The following is an 18,503-nucleotide window of genomic DNA, read 5'->3' on the forward strand; positions in this document are numbered from 1 at the left end:
GCCCCCATTCAGCGGGGCCATTCCTTTGACGTGATGTGCAGGGTCAACGCACCGTAGGTCGGCAAGTTCCCGCTCGACATGCGCAGCGGGTATCATGCAGGCACCACCGCCTCGAAAACGGAAAAGGCCCCCCGCCTTGCAGCGAGGGGCCCTTTAACTTTTACGTCCAGGCTGACTTACAGACCGGTGGATACGTCGATCGAGTTACCTTCTTCGAGCGTAACGTAAGCCTTTTTCACGTCTTTCCGGCGACCCATCTGGCCACGGAAACGCTTTGCCTTGCCTTTGGTGATGGTCGTGTTCACGGCCTTCACCTTAACACCAAAGAGAGCTTCAACAGCTTCTTTGATCATTGGCTTGTTGCTGTCGATCGCAACTTCGAAAACGACTGCATTGTGCTCGGAAGCCATTGTCGCTTTTTCAGTGATGATCGGCTTACGGATCACATCGTAATGTTCGTGCTTGGCGCTCATTTCAAACGGGCCTCCAGTGCTTCGATCCCCGCTTTGGTGATCACGAGAGTGTCACGCTTGAGGATGTCATAGACGTTTGCACCCATCGTCGGCAGGATATCCAGACCTTCGATGTTGCGCGCGGCTTGCAAGAAGTTCTCATTTACCGAGGCACCGTCGATGATCAACGCGCGCTTCCAGCCCAGGTTCTTAACCTGTTTGGCCAAAGCAGCTGTTTTCCCATCGGATGTGACATCGTCGATGATGACCAGGTTGCCGGTTTTTGCCTTGGAAGACAAAGCGTGGCGCAGACCCAGTTTGCGGAACTTCTTGGTCAGGTCGTGACCGTGGCTACGAGGGGTTGGACCCTTGTAGATACCACCCGAACGGAAGATCGGTGCAGAACGTGCGCCGTGACGTGCGCCGCCGGTGCCTTTCTGGCGATAGATCTTCTTGGTCGAATAGCTGACCTCGGACCGTGTCTTGACCTTGTGCGTACCCTGCTGCGCGTTGTTACGCTGCCAGCGGACAACACGGTGCAGAATGTCGGCGCGTGGCTCAAGACCGAACAGGGCCTCGTCCAGGTCTACCGAACCGGCTGCGCCGCCGTCGAGTTTGATGACATCAAGTTTCATTCGTCACCTTCCTTCTTGTCCGACTCAATGGATGCTTCGGCTTCGGCAAGTGCGGCAGCTTCGGTCGCTGCTTGCTCTTCTGCCAAGCGTGCTGCTTCTGCTTCGGCCTCTGCAGCGGCGGCTGCTGCGGCTTCTTCAGCGGCTTTCGCGGCTTCGTCAGCGGCGGATTTCAAAGCGGCCGGCAGGATCGCGTCTTCGGGGAACGGCTTTTTCACCGCGTCCTTAACAGTCACCCAACCACCTTTGGAGCCTGGCACGGCGCCTTTGACCATGATCAGACCGCGTGCGCTGTCGGTTTTGACAACTTCGAGGTTCTGCGTGGTAACACGGGCAGCACCCATGTGACCGGCCATTTTCTTGCCTTTGAAAACCTTGCCTGGATCCTGACACTGACCTGTCGAACCATGCGAACGGTGAGAGATCGAAACACCGTGTGTCGCACGCAGACCGCCAAAGTTGTGGCGTTTCATCGCACCGGCAAAACCTTTACCGATGGAGGTGCCTGCAACGTCAACATACTGACCAGCAAAGTAGTGATCGGCGATGATTTCTTCGCCAACGTTCAACATGGCTTCTGGGTCGATACGGAATTCCGCGACCTTACGCTTTGGTTCAACCTTTGCAGCTGCAAAGTGACCGCGCATGGCTTGCGATGTCCGCTTAACCTTGGCTGTACCTGCGCCGAGCTGAACAGCTGTGTAGCCGTCCCGTTCGATGGTACGCTGAGCAACAACCTGAAGTTTGTCGAGCTGAAGAACGGTCACAGGAATCTGCTTGCCGTCTTCCATGAACAAACGGGTCATGCCCATCTTTTTTGCAATAACGCCTGAGCGCAACATATTATTACCCTCCTACGCTTATGACTGCAGCTTGATCTCGACGTCCACACCAGCGGCCAGGTCGAGCTTCATCAGCGCGTCCACGGTCTGGGGGGTCGGATCAACGATATCCAGCAGACGCTTGTGCGTGCGGATTTCGAACTGGTCACGGGATTTCTTGTCAACGTGTGGGCCACGCAGAACTGTGAATTTCTCGATCTTGTTCGGCAGCGGGATTGGGCCGCGAACAGATGCACCGGTACGCTTGGCGGTGTTAACGATTTCCTGTGTGGACGCATCCAGCACGCGGTAATCGAACGCCTTCAAACGGATGCGGATATTTTGGCTTTGTGCCATATGTCATCATCCCTCATTGGGAGTAGAAACGAAGAGGAAGAGACGCCTCATCACGGCCCTTCATTGCGTTTTGTCGTAAATCAAACGGGGCGCGTAAAAACGCACCCCGCTGAGACTTGGGCTCTATAGGTCGAGTCGCGCCATGTGGCAAGGGGGGAATCCGAGGTTTCGCTCAAATCCGCCCAGTACGACCGCCATCCGCGGTCAAAACAGTCGTGTCACAGCCAGCAACGCCCGCCCCCAGACAAAGAAAAAGGCCGCCCCGATTGGGAGCGGCCTTCGCGTTCATGCCGGTTAGCGGGGTGACCCGCGGGTCGGCTTACTCGGTGATTTTGGAAACCACACCCGCGCCAACGGTACGACCGCCTTCGCGGATCGCGAAGCGCAGACCGTCTTCCATCGCGATGGGGGCGATCAGTTCAACGTCGAACTGCAGGTTGTCGCCAGGCATAACCATTTCAGTGCCTTCTGGCAGCTGAACGGTACCGGTGACGTCTGTGGTCCGGAAGTAGAACTGTGGACGGTAGTTCGCGAAGAACGGCGTGTGACGGCCACCCTCTTCTTTGGTGAGGATATAGGCTTCGGCTGTGAACTTGGTGTGCGGCTTAACCGAACCTGGCTTACACAGAACCTGACCACGCTCAACGCCTTCACGGTCAACGCCGCGCAGCAGGGCACCGATGTTGTCGCCAGCTTCACCGCGGTCCAGCAGTTTGCGGAACATTTCAACGCCGGTACAGGTGGTTTTCTTGGTGTCGCGGATGCCAACGATTTCGATTTCGTCGCCAACGTTGATCACGCCACGCTCAACACGGCCCGTCACAACTGTACCACGACCGGAGATCGAGAACACGTCTTCCACTGGCATCAGGAACGGCTGGTCAACAGCGCGTGCTGGTGTCGGGATGTATTCGTCAACAGCGGCCATCAGCGCGCGGATGGATTTCTCGCCGATTTCCTCATCGCGACCTTCCATAGCTGCCAGAGCGGAGCCAGGGATCACAGGCATGTCGTCGCCTGGGTAGTCGTAGGAAGACAGCAATTCGCGGATTTCCATTTCCACCAATTCCAGCAGCTCTTCGTCGTCAACCTGGTCAACTTTGTTCATGTAGACAACCATGGTTGGAATACCAACCTGGCGGCCCAGCAGGATGTGCTCGCGGGTTTGTGGCATGGGGCCATCAGCCGCGTTCACAACCAGGATCGCGCCGTCCATCTGAGCCGCACCGGTGATCATGTTTTTCACATAGTCAGCGTGGCCGGGGCAGTCGACGTGTGCGTAGTGACGTGCTTCGGTTTCATATTCAACGTGAGCAGTCGAAATGGTGATACCGCGTGCTTTTTCTTCGGGCGCGCCGTCAATCTGGTCATAGGCGCGGAAGTCGCCGAAGTACTTGGTGATCGCCGCGGTCAACGTGGTTTTGCCGTGGTCAACGTGACCAATGGTACCGATGTTAACGTGTGGTTTATTACGTTCAAACTTTGCCTTAGCCATGGTGGCCTCCTTGGTTTTCAAATTGGGCGGTGGGTTGATCACCCACCCTACGGTTTGGGTAGGGCGGGGTTATCCCCGCCGTCCCAGTTATTGCAACGCGCAGTTACGCGAATTTCGCTTGGATCTCATCAGAGATGTTCTGCGGAACAGGTTCGTAGTGCGAGAACTGCATGGTGAAGTTCGCACGACCCGACGACATCGAACGCAGCGTGTTGATGTAGCCGAACATGTTGGCCAGTGGCACATTTGCGTCGATCGCAATGGCGTTACCGCGTGTATCCTGACCCTGAACCTGACCGCGACGCGATGTCAGATCGCCGATGATACCACCTGTGTAGTCTTCAGGGGTGATAACTTCGACTTTCATGATCGGTTCAAGCAGTTTCGCGCCAGCTTTACGCATGCCTTCGCGCATACCCATACGGGCCGCGATTTCAAACGCCAGAACGCTGGAGTCAACGTCGTGGAATTTACCGTCGATCAGCGCAACCTTAAAGTCGATGACCGGGAAGCCCGCCAAAGGACCGGAGTCCATGACCGAGTTGATCCCTTTTTCGACGCCTGGGATGTATTCTTTCGGAACGGCACCACCAACGATGCGGCTTTCAAAGGAATAGCCTTCGCCTGGCTCGGTTGGCATCAGGATCATCTTCACCTCAGCGAACTGACCGGAACCACCGGACTGTTTCTTGTGGGTGTAGGTGATTTCCGCTTCGCGCGAGATGGTTTCGCGGTAGGCAACCTGAGGCGCACCGATGTTCGCTTCAACTTTGAATTCACGACGCAGACGGTCCACCAGAATGTCGAGGTGAAGTTCGCCCATGCCCTTCATGATGGTCTGACCGGATTCCAGATCCGTTTCAACGCGGAAGGAGGGATCTTCTGCAGCCAGACGCGCCAGACCGGTGGACATCTTCTCTTGGTCAGCCTTGGTCTTAGGCTCAACCGCGATTTCGATAACCGGATCGGGGAAGGTCATTGTTTCAAGAACAACAGGGTCGTTGACGGCGCAAAGCGTGTCACCTGTTGTCGTGTCTTTCAAACCTGCCAGCGCGATGATGTCGCCCGCGAACGCTTCTTGAATCTCTTCACGATCGTTGGAGTGCATCATCATCATACGACCGACGCGCTCTTTCTTACCTTTGGTGGAGTTCAAGAGCGTGTCGCCCTTGTTCAGCACACCAGAGTAGATGCGGGTAAAGGTCAGCGAGCCAACAAAGGGGTCGTTCATGATTTTGAACGCCAGACCGGAGAAGGCCATATCGTCATCCGCACGACGTGCGATGTTACGTGTTTCTTCTTCGTCGCCTGGTTTAAAGCCCATGTAGTCAACAACGTCCATCGGGGATGGCAGATAGTCGATAACAGCGTTCAACAGAGGCTGAACACCTTTGTTTTTGAACGCGGAGCCGCACAGTACGGGGATGAACTTGATCGCCAACGTCCCTTTGCGGATCAGCGACCGCAGAGTGTCGACGTCAGGCTCTGCGCCGTCCATCAGGTAGTTTTCCATGGCTTCGTCATCCATCTCGACCGCAGTCTCGATCAGATGCGCGCGCCATTCGTCGGCCAGGTCTTTCAACTCGGCACGGATTTCGCGCTGTTCCCAGCCGGCACCCAGGTCTTCGCCGCTCCAGACCCATTCTTTCATGGTGACCAGATCGACCAAGCCTTCCAGTTCGGTTTCGGCACCGATCGGAATTTGAATCGGCGCAGGTGTCGCACCGGTACGGTCTTTGATCATCTTCACGCAGTTGAAGAAGTCAGCGCCGATTTTGTCCATTTTGTTGACGAAAACGATGCGTGGAACCTTGTAGCGGTCAGCTTGGCGCCAAACAGTTTCGGTCTGGGGCTCAACACCGGCGTTGGCGTCAAGAACAGCAACCGCGCCGTCAAGAACGGCCAGCGAACGTTCAACTTCGATGGTGAAGTCAACGTGGCCGGGGGTGTCGATGATGTTCATCCGGTACTTGGTGTCGGATGTCGCGTCGGCTGTTGGCTCTTCCTGGCGCTGCCAGAAAGTTGTCGTCGCAGCGGAGGTAATTGTAATACCGCGTTCCTGCTCCTGCTCCATCCAGTCCATCGTGGCGGCACCGTCGTGCACTTCGCCGATGTTGTGGGACTTACCAGTGTAAAACAGGATCCGTTCGGAGCAGGTTGTTTTACCTGCGTCGATGTGGGCCATGATGCCGAAATTGCGGTAGCGTGAGAGCGGATAGTCGCGTGCCATTGGGCTGCTTCCTCGAATATATCTGAAACGGATAAATCGCGCCCCAGGGTGGGACGCGACGGGAACGGCTTATGCCGCCCGAATTACCAGCGGTAGTGGCTGAACGCTTTGTTCGCGTCGGCCATCTTGTGGGTGTCTTCGCGCTTCTTAACAGCAGTACCGCGCGATTGAACAGCGTCCAGAAGCTCACCGGCCAGGCGCTCTTCCATAGTGTTCTCGTTGCGGGCGCGGGACGCTTTGATCAACCAGCGGATCGCCAGTGCTTCGCGACGCTCGGGGCGCACTTCGACAGGTACCTGATAGGTGGCACCACCAACGCGGCGCGAACGCACTTCGACGGACGGCTTGATGTTGTCCAGCGCTTCGTGGAAGACTTCGATGGGCGCGCGTTTGATTTTGTCTTCAACGCGGTTCATCGCGTTGTAAACGATACGCTCCGCAACCGACTTCTTACCGTCGATCATCAGGTTGTTCATGAATTTGGTGAGAACCAGATCACCATACTTGGCGTCTGGCAGTACTTCGCGTTTTTCAGCGGCGTGACGACGTGACATTTAAAGCTCCTAATTGTCAGTTGCCGAGGCAGGTTTGGTCCAGTGCGTCTGGTGCATATTGCACCCCGATCGTCCGGCGCTCAGTCTTACTCGGCTCACTCCCTTACGGGAAAACATGGCGGGCGGCGGGATCCGGCATCGTGTATCCGCGATACGCGACCCCAAACCGACCCAAATTACTTTGGCTTCTTTGCACCATATTTGGAGCGACGCTGCTTACGGTCTTTAACGCCTTGCGTATCGAGAACACCGCGCAGGATGTGGTAGCGCACACCGGGAAGGTCTTTTACACGGCCGCCACGGATCAGAACAACGGAGTGTTCTTGCAGGTTGTGCGATTCACCCGGGATGTAGCTGATGACTTCGAAACCGTTGGTCAGGCGCACTTTGGCGACCTTACGCATGGCCGAGTTCGGCTTCTTAGGTGTGGTGGTGTAAACACGTGTACAAACGCCGCGCTTTTGCGGGCATTCCTGCAGGTGCATGGATTTCGAACGTTTGATTTTAGGCTGGCGCGGTTTGCGGATCAGCTGTTGGATCGTTGGCATTCCGGTTTTATCCCCGTTTAGCTCACATAAGTGGTGCAGCGGGGCGGACCCCAGTGCGGTTTCAAATTCGGTCACTTCGCACGTCCACGAAGCCTATCTTTCGCCCTACACCACTGGCGCAAAGCAAAATCACCGCAGCGTTCCCGTACCGAGGAAAACGAAGCGGTGGGGTAACAGAGGATCGAGTCAGCAGTAGACCGGATCGTGACCACAGTAGATATGATGTCGGCAAAGCAGGGCGACCCCCGCATCCGAGATAAGGGGCGTATAGGCAGAGTCGTCCACGCTGTCAACAGCCCCCGCCCCCAAGCCGCCCACGGCACGCCAAACGGGTATTCCACCTTGCAAGACACCCCGGCTACCGCGCATATTTATGCCACATTATTCGGACAGGGCGGATCACGATGCAGGTACTTGGGCTATGCCGCTTTTCCTATCCGGCGCTTGGCGGGTTTCAGGTCGGGCATGACACCACCGCTGATCGTATCGCCTACCTTTATGATCCCACGCGGCTTGAGGAAAGGTTCCGGCTGTTCGAAACCGTCGCCCTGCCTAGCCTGATGGCGCAAACAGACCCCGATTTCGAAATGATCGTGCTGGTCGGCGATCGCTTTCCCCGTGTCCATCTGGAACGGCTAACGGCTTTGCTCGCCCCACTGCCCCAAGCGCGGATTACGGTAGAACCGCCGCGACCACACCGCGAGGTGATGAAAGAGATTCTGAACAAGGCCCGCCACGCGCGCTTTGAGCCCTGCGTCCAATTCCGCTTTGATGACGACGACGCGATCGCGGTCGATTTCGTGGCCAAGCTGCGTAAAGCTGTTGATGACGCCGCCCCGCTACTGGTCCAGCACAAATCTGTCGCGCTTGACTGGAACAAGGGCTACGTGGCCAAGTTCGGCGCGGATGGTATCGCGGCGACCCCGTCGTTCCGGCCCTTCTACACCGCGGCTTTGGCAATGTTCGTGAACGCGGGGTGTCCGCTGACGATCATGAATTTTGCCCACGACAAGCTGCCTCGCTTCATGCCTGCGCTCAGCTTCCCGGACCCTGCGATGTATGTCCGCGGTCACAATGGATTTAACGATTCACGTCAAAAGAATACGCGGGCGGTCGACCTATCCCCGCTCAGCCCCGAGGAAGAGATCCTGTTCAAGGACCGCTTTGCCATCGACATCGACACTGTGCGCCGCGTCTTTTCCAAGGGTTAAAGCGGCGGCAGTGGGCGGGTTGTGATGCGTTCACGGTAGAGCGTGAACAGCCCCGTCGCAGCGACGATAGATGCGCCGGCCAGTGTTGACGGCACTGGCCAGTCGCCGAACACCAACCACCCGAGAATAAGCGCCCAGATCAACCCTGTGTAGCGGAACGGCGCGATGAACGATACGTCGCCCACCCGCATCGTCTGCACGCTGAAATAATACCCCATCAGCACAAAGACCGCGGCCGCCGTAATGGCGATCCAATGTGCGGAAGTGACCGGAGCCCACGGCGTGGTGAACTGCGCGAAAGTCGAAAACCCCGTCACGGCCAGCACAGCGGCGAAGGTCACGGTCATCGACGGCACCTCTTTCGACAAGCGGCGGGTGCTGAGATCGCGCACGGTGACAAAGAACACCGCGATCAGCGCGTAGATCGACCAAATATTGAACCCGTCGGTGCCCGGTTTGACGATCAGCATCACGCCGAGGAACCCCACAAGAATCGCAGAGAAACGCCGCCAGCCGACCTTTTCGCGATAGACCAGCGCCGCGCCCAAAGTCACCGTCAGCGGCAGGGATTGCAGAATGGCGCTGAGGTTCGCCAAGGGCATGTTGAACAGCGCGGTCACGAAGAAAAAGCTCGCCCCGACTTCGGCACCAGACCGGATGGCGACCAACTTCCAATCGCGCCGGCTAAGACGCAGGTGCATCGGGCCAAGCCGCCCCCATAGCATTACAATCAACGAGATAGAGATCACACCACGCAGAAACAGCAGCTGGAACAGCGGAACCGCCCCGCCCGTGGTCTTGGTCATTGTATCGTTCAAGACAAAGGCCGCCATGGAGCCCATCATGAAAAGTGCTCCGGCAAGGTTTGGCGACATCGGGTGGCTTTCAGTTTGTTAGGTTGACTTATCATTGGCGCAAGCCGCGGTGGAAAACCAGCCCACCTGCGCAAATTTTCGACGCTATTTCATCCCCCTGCCCCACAACGAAAAACCCCCGCCGATCTCTCGGCGGGGGCTCTGTTCGTCAGCTATCAAGCCTAGGCTTAGCTGCGGCTTTCGTCGTCGCTGGGGACGTTGTCGAAGACATCGCCACCAACGACATCGTCGGCTGTAGGCTCGGGCGCGGCCAGACGTGCTGCGGCTTCGGCTTCTTCGCGACGGGCTTCGATAACCACGTTGTCACGATCTGTCGCAACCTTACGCATCTGCTGCGTCGCACCACCGGTACCGGCTGGGATCAGACGGCCCACGATGACGTTCTCTTTCAGGCCAACCAGCTTGTCGCGCTTACCCTGAACCGATGCTTCGGTCAGAACGCGTGTGGTTTCCTGGAAGGACGCCGCCGAGATGAAGCTGCGGGTTTGCAGCGACGCCTTGGTGATCCCCAGCAGGATCGGTTCGCCCTGCGCAGGACGCCCACCTTTGGACAGCGCTTTGGCACAGGCCTGGTCGAACTCTTGCTTGTCGACGTGTTCGCCTTTCAACAGGGTGGTATCACCGCTGTCTTGGACTTCCCACTTCTGCAACATCTGACGCACGATCACTTCGATATGCTTATCGTTGATCTTAACGCCTTGCAGACGATAAACATCCTGCACTTCGTCGATCATGTAGTCAGCCAGCGCTTCGACACCCATAATCGCGAGGATGTCATGCGGCGCAGGGTTGCCGTCCATGATGTAGTCGCCCTTCTGGACAAAGTCACCTTCCGCAACGGGAATGTGCTTACCCTTAGGCACCATGTATTCGACCTTGTGATCCGGATCCTCGGACGACTCGATCGAGATACGACGCTTGTTTTTGTAGTCCTTGCCGTAGCGGACGTACCCGTCGATCTCGGCGATGATCGCGTGGTCTTTGGGGCGACGTGCCTCAAAGAGTTCCGCAACACGTGGCAGACCACCGGTAATATCCTTGGTCTTGGCACCTTCACGCGGGATACGCGCAACGATGTCACCGGCCTTGATTTCAGTCTGGTCCTCAACGGACAGAATGGCATCAACGGACATTGGGTAGGTCACCGGGTTGCCCGCATCGTTGCGGACCGGCTCGCCATCGGCATCCACCAGAATGATTTCCGGCTTCAGCTCATTGCCTTTGGGTGCTGCACGCCAGTCGATCACGATCTTCTGTGTCATACCGGTTGCATCATCGGTTTCATCCTTAACCGCGATCCCCGACGTCAGGTCGACGAACTTGGTCATACCGGATTTCTCCGCGATGATCGGCAGCGTGTAGGGGTCCCATTCGAACAGCTTGTCGCCGCGCAGGATCGACTGACCCTCCTTGACGAACAGCTTGGTCCCGTAGCCAACCTTGTGGCTGGCGCGCTCGTCGCCGTTATCATCCACGATGGCAAGCTTCATGTTCCGGCCCATTACCATGATCTCGCCTGCGGCGTTCTCAAGGGTTTGAGCGTTCTCGAACACAACCTTACCGGACTGCGATGCCTCGAGGAAGGACTGCTGGCCACCCTGCGCAACACCACCAATGTGGAATGTACGCATGGTCAGCTGCGTGCCGGGTTCACCGATCGACTGAGCAGCGATAATGCCGACAGCTTCACCTTGGTTCACCAGCGTACCGCGTGCAAGGTCACGACCATAGCACATGGCGCAGACGCCCTCTTCGGCCTCGCAGGTCAGCGGGCTGCGGATCCGTGCGGATTGAACAGCCGCTTCGTCGATGATGTCAGCCAGACGTTCGTCGATCACAGTCTGCGCAGGCACCAACACTTCGTCGGTCCCGGGGCGCAGGATGTCATCCGCCGCAACGCGACCCAGCAGACGTTCTGCCAGCGAAGAGACAACTTCACCATCATTCACAGCCGCTTCGGCAGTGATCGCGGTTTCGGTGCCACAGTCATGCATACGAACGATACAGTCCTGCGCAACGTCCACCAGACGACGGGTCAGGTAACCCGAGTTCGCTGTTTTCAAAGCGGTATCCGACAGACCCTTACGGGCACCGTGGGTGGAGTTAAAGTACTCCAGAACGGTCAGACCTTCTTTAAAGTTCGAGATAATCGGTGTCTCGATGATGTCGCCGTTCGGCTTCGCCATCAGACCGCGCATCCCGCCCAGCTGTTTCATCTGTGTGACCGAGCCACGCGCACCGGAGTGCGCCATCATGTAGACCGAGTTCGGCTCCATGACCGCGCCGTCATCATTGCGACGTTCAGCGGAAATGGCCCCCATCATCGCGTCGGTGACCTTGTCGTTACACTTGGACCAGGCATCGACAACTTTGTTGTACTTTTCACCCTGAGTGATCAGGCCGTCCATGTACTGCTGTTCAAAGTCTTTAACCTGCTCGCGCGTTTCGTCCACCAAGGTCCACTTGGTTTCTGGGATCAGCATGTCGTCCTTACCGAAGGAAATACCGGCACGGAAAGCTTCGCGGAAGCCCATGGTCATGATCTGGTCACAGAAGATAACGGATTCTTTCTGACCACAGTAGCGGTAGACCGTATCGATGACCTGCTGCACTTCTTTCTTACGCAGCAGACGGTTCACCAGATCGAACGGCGCTTTAGCGTTCAGCGGCAACAGCGCGCCAAGGCGAATACGGCCCGGCGTGGTGTCGAAACGCTTCATCACTTCGTTGCCTTCGGCATCGATCTGCTTGATCCGCGCTTTGATCTTGGTGTGCAGGTGGATCGCACCGGCACCAAGCGCGTGCTCGACTTCTTCGACAGAGCCGAACACCATGCCTTCGCCCGGCATGCCTTCGCGTTCCAGGGTCGTGTAGTACAGACCCAAGATCATATCCTGCGACGGAACGATGATCGGCGCGCCGTTTGCAGGCGACAGAACGTTGTTCGTCGACATCATCAAGACGCGTGCTTCCAGCTGTGCTTCCAGCGAAAGCGGCACGTGAACAGCCATTTGGTCGCCGTCAAAGTCAGCGTTAAAGGCGGAACAGACCAGCGGGTGAAGCTGGATCGCTTTCCCTTCGATCAGTACCGGTTCGAACGCCTGAATGCCCAAACGGTGCAAGGTAGGCGCACGGTTCAGCATGACGGGGTGTTCGCGGATCACTTCGTCCAGGATGTCCCACACTTCGGGACGCTCTTTTTCAACCAACTTCTTGGCTTGTTTCACAGTGGAAGACAGACCTTTGGCTTCAAGACGCGAATAGATGAACGGCTTGAACAGCTCGAGCGCCATCTTCTTGGGCAGGCCGCACTGGTGCAGCTTCAGTTCAGGGCCGGTCACAATGACCGAACGACCGGAGAAGTCGACGCGCTTACCCAAAAGGTTCTGACGGAAGCGACCTTGCTTACCTTTCAGCATGTCGGACAGCGACTTCAGCGGGCGCTTGTTTGCGCCGGTGATGACGCGGCCGCGACGGCCGTTGTCGAACAAGGCGTCGACGGATTCTTGCAGCATGCGCTTTTCGTTACGCACGATGATGTCAGGCGCGCGCAGTTCAATCAGACGCTTCAAGCGGTTGTTCCGGTTGATCACGCGGCGATACAGGTCGTTCAGATCCGACGTCGCGAAACGGCCACCGTCCAGCGGCACCAGCGGGCGCAGCTCTGGCGGGATCACGGGAATGACGGTCATGATCATCCACTCGGGCCGGTTGCCGGACTCGAGGAAGGATTCAACGACTTTCAGACGCTTGATGATCTTCTTGGGCTTCAGTTCGCCGGTCGCCTCTTTCAGATCGGCACGCAACTGGTCTGCTTCGGCTTCCAGATCGATGGCGGCCAGCATTTCGCGGATCGCTTCGGCACCGATATTGGCGGTGAACGCGTCCATGCCATAGGCATCCTGCGCGTCCATATACTCTTCCTCGGTCATCATCTGACCATAGGTGAGGTCCGTCAGACCGGGTTCGATCACAACGTAGTTTTCAAAGTAAAGAACACGTTCCAGATCGCGCAGAGTCATGTCCAGCATCAGGCCGATGCGCGATGGCAGCGACTTGAGGAACCAGATGTGCGCAACAGGCGACGCCAGCTCGATGTGGCCCATACGCTCCCGGCGGACCTTTTGCAGCGTGACTTCAACACCACATTTCTCGCAGACAACCCCGCGATACTTCATGCGTTTATATTTACCGCACAGGCATTCGTAGTCTTTGATCGGGCCAAAGATACGCGCGCAGAACAGGCCGTCACGCTCTGGCTTGAACGTCCGGTAGTTGATGGTTTCTGGTTTCTTGATTTCACCGAACGACCACGACAGGATCCGCTCTGGCGATGCCAGAGAGACCTTGATTTCGTCGAACGTCTTCATCGGCGCGACGGGGTTGAACGGGTTGTTTGTCAGTTCCTGGTTCATCTTAAATCCTTAGATAAGTCTCGAAAGCGGAGGGAGTGAGGTGTTTCCTGCTTCAGGAAACGGTCCGGGGTTTATGAAAACCCCGGCGCGTGCCTCACTCGTCTTCCTCCGCATCCAGGAGTTCCATGTTCAGGCCAAGACCGCGTACCTCTTTCACAAGTACGTTGAACGATTCCGGAATACCGGCTTCGAAGTTGTCTTCGCCTTTGACGATGCTTTCGTAGACCTTGGTCCGTCCGGCCACGTCATCCGATTTCACAGTCAGCATTTCCTGCAGGGTGTATGCAGCGCCGTAAGCTTCCAGAGCCCAGACCTCCATCTCACCAAAGCGCTGACCACCGAACTGCGCTTTACCGCCCAATGGCTGCTGGGTGACCAGCGAGTATGGACCGGTTGAACGCGCGTGGATTTTATCGTCCACAAGGTGGTGCAGTTTCAGCAGGTATTTGACGCCAACGGTGACGGGGCGGGCAAACTGCTCGCCTGTACGACCGTCAAACAGAACCGACTGACCGGAGGTATCGAACCCGGCCCGTGTCAGGCTGTCGTTCACGTCCGCTTCCTTGGCACCATCGAAAACCGGCGTGGCGATAGGCACACCGCGCGCGACGTTCTTGGCTGCGTCCAACAATGTTTCCTCGTCCATGCCAACGATGCCTTCTTCATAGACATCGTCGCCATAGGCGTGGTGCATTGCTTCGCGCACAGGTGTCAAATCGCCGGAGCGTTTGTATTCCTGCAGCGCCTCGTCGATGTTGATGCCCAGGCCACGTGCGGCCCAACCCATGTGGGTTTCAAGGATCTGACCAACGTTCATACGCGACGGAACACCCAGCGGGTTCAAACAGAAGTCGACCGGTGTACCATCCGCGAGGAACGGCATGTCTTCCATCGGTACAACCTTGGAAATAACACCTTTGTTGCCGTGACGACCGGCCATTTTATCACCCGGTTGCAGCTTGCGCTTCACCGCGACGAAAACTTTGACCATCTTCATCACGCCCGGGGGCAGATCGTCACCACGACGGACTTTTTCGACTTTGTCCTCGAAACGTGCATCCAAGGTCCGTTTCTGGATCTCGTACTGCTCGTTCAGGGCTTCGACGATCTTGGCATCATCTTCGTCGGCCAAAGCCAACTGCCACCACTGACCGCGCGACAAGGATGCCAGCAGGTCTTCGGTGATTTCAGAGTTTGCCTTGACGCCTTTCGGGCCTTTGACAGCCGTCTTGCCGATGATCATCGACTGCAAACGCGCGTAGATGTTACGGTCAAGAATGCCAAGTTCGTCGTCCCGGTCACGGGCCAGACGTTCGACTTCTTCACGTTCGATCTGCAGCGCACGTTCGTCTTTTTCAACGCCGTGACGGTTGAACACGCGGACTTCAACAACCGTACCGAAGTCACCGGGCTTCACACGCAGCGACGTATCGCGCACGTCCGAGGCTTTCTCACCGAAGATGGCGCGCAGCAGTTTTTCCTCTGGCGTCATCGGGCTTTCGCCCTTGGGTGTGATCTTACCGACGAGAATGTCACCGGGTTCAACATCCGCGCCGATGTACACGATGCCCGCCTCGTCGAGGTTGCGCAGCGCTTCTTCACCGACGTTCGGAATATCGCGTGTGATTTCCTCTGGCCCCAGCTTTGTATCACGGGCGGCAACTTCGAATTCCTCGATGTGGATCGAGGTAAACACGTCGTCACGCGATACACGTTCAGAGATCAGGATGGAGTCTTCGTAGTTGTAGCCGTTCCAGGGCATGAACGCGACGACCACGTTCTTACCAAGCGCCAGTTCACCCATGTCGGTCGATGGACCGTCCGCGATAACCTGACCTTTTTGAACCGTCTCGCCCACTTTCACCAGCGGACGCTGGTTGATGCAGGTGTTCTGGTTCGAACGCTGGAATTTGCGCATGCGGTAGATGTCTACGCCCGCGTCGCCCAGCTCAAGGTCTTCAGTGGCGCGGATAACGATACGGCTGGCGTCGACTTGGTCGATGATACCACCGCGTTTCGCCATATAGGCAGCACCGGAATCCCGTGCGACGACTTCTTCGATACCTGTCCCCACCAGTGGTGCTTCGGCTTGAAGCAAAGGCACCGCCTGACGTTGCATGTTCGAGCCCATCAAGGCCCTGTTCGCATCGTCGTTTTCTAGGAACGGGATCAAGGACGCAGCGACCGAGACCAACTGTTTCGGCGAAACGTCGATCAGATCGACATTCTCGGAAGGCGACAGCGTGTAGTCACCGGATTTCCGTGTCGACACCAGATCGTTGACGAACTTCATGTTCTCATCAAGGTTCGCGTTCGCCTGCGCCACAGTGTGCCGCATCTCTTCGGTGGCGGACATGTACTGCACGTCATCGGAAACCACACCGCCTGATACCTTGCGATAGGGTGTTTCGATAAAGCCGTATTTGTTCACGCGGGCGAATGTTGCCAACGAGTTGATCAGACCAATGTTCGGACCTTCGGGCGTTTCAATCGGACACATACGACCGTAGTGGGTCGCGTGAACGTCACGCACCTCAAAGCCGGCGCGTTCGCGGGTCAGACCGCCTGGCCCAAGCGCGGAAAGACGACGCTTGTGCGTCACCTCGGACAGCGGGTTGGTTTGGTCCATGAACTGCGACAGCTGGCTGGAGCCGAAGAATTCACGTACCGCAGCAGCCGCTGGCTTCGCGTTGATCAGGTCTTGTGGCATGACTGTGTCGATCTCGACCGAGGACATACGTTCCTTGATCGCACGCTCCATCCGGAGCAGGCCGACGCGGTACTGGTTTTCCATCAGCTCGCCAACGGAGCGTACACGGCGGTTACCAAGGTGGTCGATGTCATCGATGTCGCCACGGCCGTCACGCAAATCAACCAGCGCCTTGATGCAGGCGACGATGTCAGCACGGTCCAGCGTGCGCTGTGTGTCTTCTTTGTCGAGCGCAAGACGCATGTTCATCTTAACGCGGCCAACCGCGGAAAGGTCATAACGGTCCGCATCGAAGAACAGCGTGTCGAACAGGTTCGACGCGGCTTCGACTGTGGGCGGCTCGCCCGGGCGCATCACGCGGTAGATGTCCATGAGCGCGGTATCGCGGTTCATGTTCTTGTCCGCCGCCATGGTGTTACGCATGTAAGGGCCGACGTTGATGTTGTCGATGTCGAGAAGTGGGATCTCGGTGATGCCCGCGTCGATCAGCTCTTTCGCTGTACCGCCGATGAGCGTGCCGTCTTTATCGTGCTCGAGCGTCAGCTCGTCGCCCGCTTCGACATAGATCGCGCCAGTTTCTTCGTTGATGATGTCACGCGCGGCGAATTTGCCCGCGATGTGATCGAAGGGCAGCAACAGTTCTGTAACTTTGCCTTCGTCGATCAACTGCTTAACGGCACGAGGTGTAACCTTTTTGCCCTTCTCGAACAGGATCTCGCCTGTTGCAGCGTCAACCAGATCATACGATGGACGTGTGCCCCGCACACGGTCAGGGAAGAAGGGTGCAACCCAACCTTCGCCGTCTTTCAGCGTATAGTTCACGGTGTTGTAATACGCGTTCATGATCGCTTCTTGGTCAAGGCCAAGCGCGTAGAGCAGCGTTGTTACAGGCAGCTTACGACGACGGTCGATGCGCGCGAACACGATGTCTTTTGCATCGAATTCAAAGTCGAGCCACGACCCGCGGTATGGGATGATGCGGCAAGCAAACAGCAACTTACCCGAAGAGTGGGTTTTGCCTTTGTCGTGGTCAAAGAACACGCCGGGCGAACGGTGCATCTGGGATACGATAACACGCTCTGTACCGTTCACAACAAAGGTACCGTTTGGCGTCATCAGGGGCATGTCGCCCATGAACACGTCTTGTTCTTTGATGTCTTTTACCGATTTCGCACCGGTGTCTTCATCCACATCAAACACGATGAGGCGCAGCGTCACCTTCAAAGGCGCGCTGTAGGTCATGTCGCGTTGCTGACATTCCTCGACGTCGTATTTGGGCTTTTCAAGCTCGTACTTGACGTATTCAAGCACCGATGTCTCGTTGAAGTCCTTGATCGGGAAAACCGACTGGAACACGCCTTGGATGCCGTCACCGTCTGTCGGTGTTTCCGCATCGCCGGAGCGCAGGAACAAATCATAAGAGGATTTTTGAACCTCGATCAGGTTCGGCATCTCCAGCACTTCGCGGATTTTGCCATAGTATTTACGTAGACGTTTCTGGCCAAGGAAGGTTTGCGCCATGTGTCTGTCACCTTTCGTATCTCTTGCCGAGCTCGCCATCACCGGGGCCGTGATGCGCGCCCATAAGAGCGGTAAATCCTGATCAATTCTTGAGGCACGTCCCACCGTACCTCTTCCGACCACTAGGACCTATCCAGAGAAATATTTCGCACGAAATACTTTTCAAAACAGATCAGGCTGGACAGGGAATTCCCCGTCCAGCCTTAATTTTTATGGGCTTGCCCGAAGCTTTACAAACTTCGGTCTGCTCTCATCAAGTAAAAACAGCACCCTGATCGAATGGCTTAGGCCAGTTCAACTTCTGCGCCAGCTGCTTCCAGCTTGGCTTTAACGTCTTCAGCTTCCGCTTTATCAACGCCTTCTTTGATCTTGCCGCCAGCTTCAACCAGATCTTTGGCTTCTTTCAGGCCCAGACCGGTGATGCCGCGAACTTCTTTGATCACGTTGATTTTGGATGCGCCGGCGTTCTTCAGAACGACGTCGAATTCAGTTTTCTCTTCTTCAGCTGCGCCGCCATCTGCGGGGCCAGCCATCATCACTGCGCCGCCAGCTGCGGGCTCGATGCCATACTCGTCTTTGAGGATGGTTTTCAGTTCTTGTGCTTCCAGCAGTGTCAGACCAACGATGTCTTCTGCCAGTTTTTTCAGATCAGCCATGTTTAGCTCTTTCCGTTAACGATATG

The 18,503-nt window shown here is 56.7% G+C and carries 13 protein-coding genes; 1 reads left to right on the plus strand and 12 read right to left on the minus strand.

All coding sequences use genetic code 11. The features are described 5' to 3' along the window. Positions 1-176 precede the first annotated feature (176 nt). The 8 genes from GLP43_RS14610 to rpsL all read right to left on the minus strand — a co-directional run bounded on the left by GLP43_RS14610 (position 177) and on the right by rpsL (position 7,089). On the minus strand, positions 177-473 hold the full coding sequence (locus tag GLP43_RS14610) for a 50S ribosomal protein L23 (protein WP_005849839.1): 297 nt from the start codon (positions 471-473) through the stop codon (positions 177-179). Further along, positions 470-1,087, minus strand: a complete 618-nt coding sequence (gene rplD, locus GLP43_RS14615) for a 50S ribosomal protein L4 (protein ID WP_005849841.1) — start codon at positions 1,085-1,087, stop codon at positions 470-472. Before rplD ends, GLP43_RS14610 begins: the two co-directional genes overlap by 4 nt. Beyond that, the gene (gene rplC / locus GLP43_RS14620) at positions 1,084-1,926 is read right to left on the minus strand and encodes a 50S ribosomal protein L3 (RefSeq protein WP_237279854.1); all 843 of its coding nucleotides are present in this window, start codon (positions 1,924-1,926) and stop codon (positions 1,084-1,086) included. The genes rplD and rplC overlap by 4 nt, the downstream gene beginning before the upstream one ends. 18 nt (positions 1,927-1,944) lie before the next feature. After that, positions 1,945-2,262, minus strand: a complete 318-nt coding sequence (gene rpsJ / locus GLP43_RS14625) for a 30S ribosomal protein S10 (protein WP_005849850.1) — start codon at positions 2,260-2,262, stop codon at positions 1,945-1,947. Between the two features lie 319 nt (positions 2,263-2,581). Further along, positions 2,582-3,757, minus strand: coding sequence for an elongation factor Tu (gene tuf, locus GLP43_RS14630; RefSeq protein ID WP_237279855.1), 1,176 nt, complete (start codon positions 3,755-3,757; stop codon positions 2,582-2,584). 103 nt (positions 3,758-3,860) lie between these two features. After that, a complete protein-coding gene (fusA, locus tag GLP43_RS14635) occupies positions 3,861-5,987 on the minus strand; it encodes an elongation factor G (protein ID WP_237279856.1) in 2,127 nt (708 codons plus the stop codon). Positions 5,988-6,070: 83 nt separating this feature from the next. Next, entirely contained in the window at positions 6,071-6,541 is a 471-nt protein-coding gene (rpsG, locus tag GLP43_RS14640; protein ID WP_005849857.1) for a 30S ribosomal protein S7, read from the minus strand. A gap of 176 nt (positions 6,542-6,717) precedes the next feature. Next, on the minus strand, positions 6,718-7,089 hold the full coding sequence (gene rpsL / locus GLP43_RS14645) for a 30S ribosomal protein S12 (RefSeq protein ID WP_005849863.1): 372 nt from the start codon (positions 7,087-7,089) through the stop codon (positions 6,718-6,720). Between the two features lie 404 nt (positions 7,090-7,493). On the opposite strand from rpsL, the gene GLP43_RS14650 reads away from it, so the two are divergent. Next, positions 7,494-8,300, plus strand: a complete 807-nt coding sequence (locus GLP43_RS14650) for a putative rhamnosyl transferase (RefSeq protein ID WP_237279857.1) — start codon at positions 7,494-7,496, stop codon at positions 8,298-8,300. Here the strand turns inward: GLP43_RS14650 and GLP43_RS14655 are convergent. From GLP43_RS14655 to rplL, 4 genes are all read right to left on the minus strand, one after another. Then, positions 8,297-9,175 carry a DMT family transporter gene (locus GLP43_RS14655; protein ID WP_237279858.1) on the minus strand — a complete coding sequence of 293 codons (879 nt, stop codon included), beginning with the start codon at positions 9,173-9,175 and terminating at the stop codon, positions 8,297-8,299. The genes GLP43_RS14650 and GLP43_RS14655 overlap by 4 nt on opposite strands. A gap of 167 nt (positions 9,176-9,342) precedes the next feature. Beyond that, positions 9,343-13,590, minus strand: coding sequence for a DNA-directed RNA polymerase subunit beta' (gene rpoC / locus GLP43_RS14660; protein WP_237279859.1), 4,248 nt, complete (start codon positions 13,588-13,590; stop codon positions 9,343-9,345). A 94-nt stretch (positions 13,591-13,684) separates the two neighbouring features. Beyond that, positions 13,685-17,821 (minus strand): DNA-directed RNA polymerase subunit beta, encoded by a 4,137-nt coding sequence (gene rpoB, locus GLP43_RS14665; RefSeq protein WP_237279860.1) that lies wholly within the window; start codon positions 17,819-17,821, stop codon positions 13,685-13,687. Positions 17,822-18,105: 284 nt separating this feature from the next. After that, the gene (rplL, locus tag GLP43_RS14670) at positions 18,106-18,477 is read right to left on the minus strand and encodes a 50S ribosomal protein L7/L12 (protein WP_093734404.1); all 372 of its coding nucleotides are present in this window, start codon (positions 18,475-18,477) and stop codon (positions 18,106-18,108) included. Positions 18,478-18,503 lie beyond the last annotated feature (26 nt).

The sequence above is a fragment of the Sulfitobacter sp. M39 genome, from assembly GCF_021735935.1.
In the GTDB taxonomy this organism is placed as follows: Bacteria; Pseudomonadota; Alphaproteobacteria; order Rhodobacterales; family Rhodobacteraceae; genus Sulfitobacter.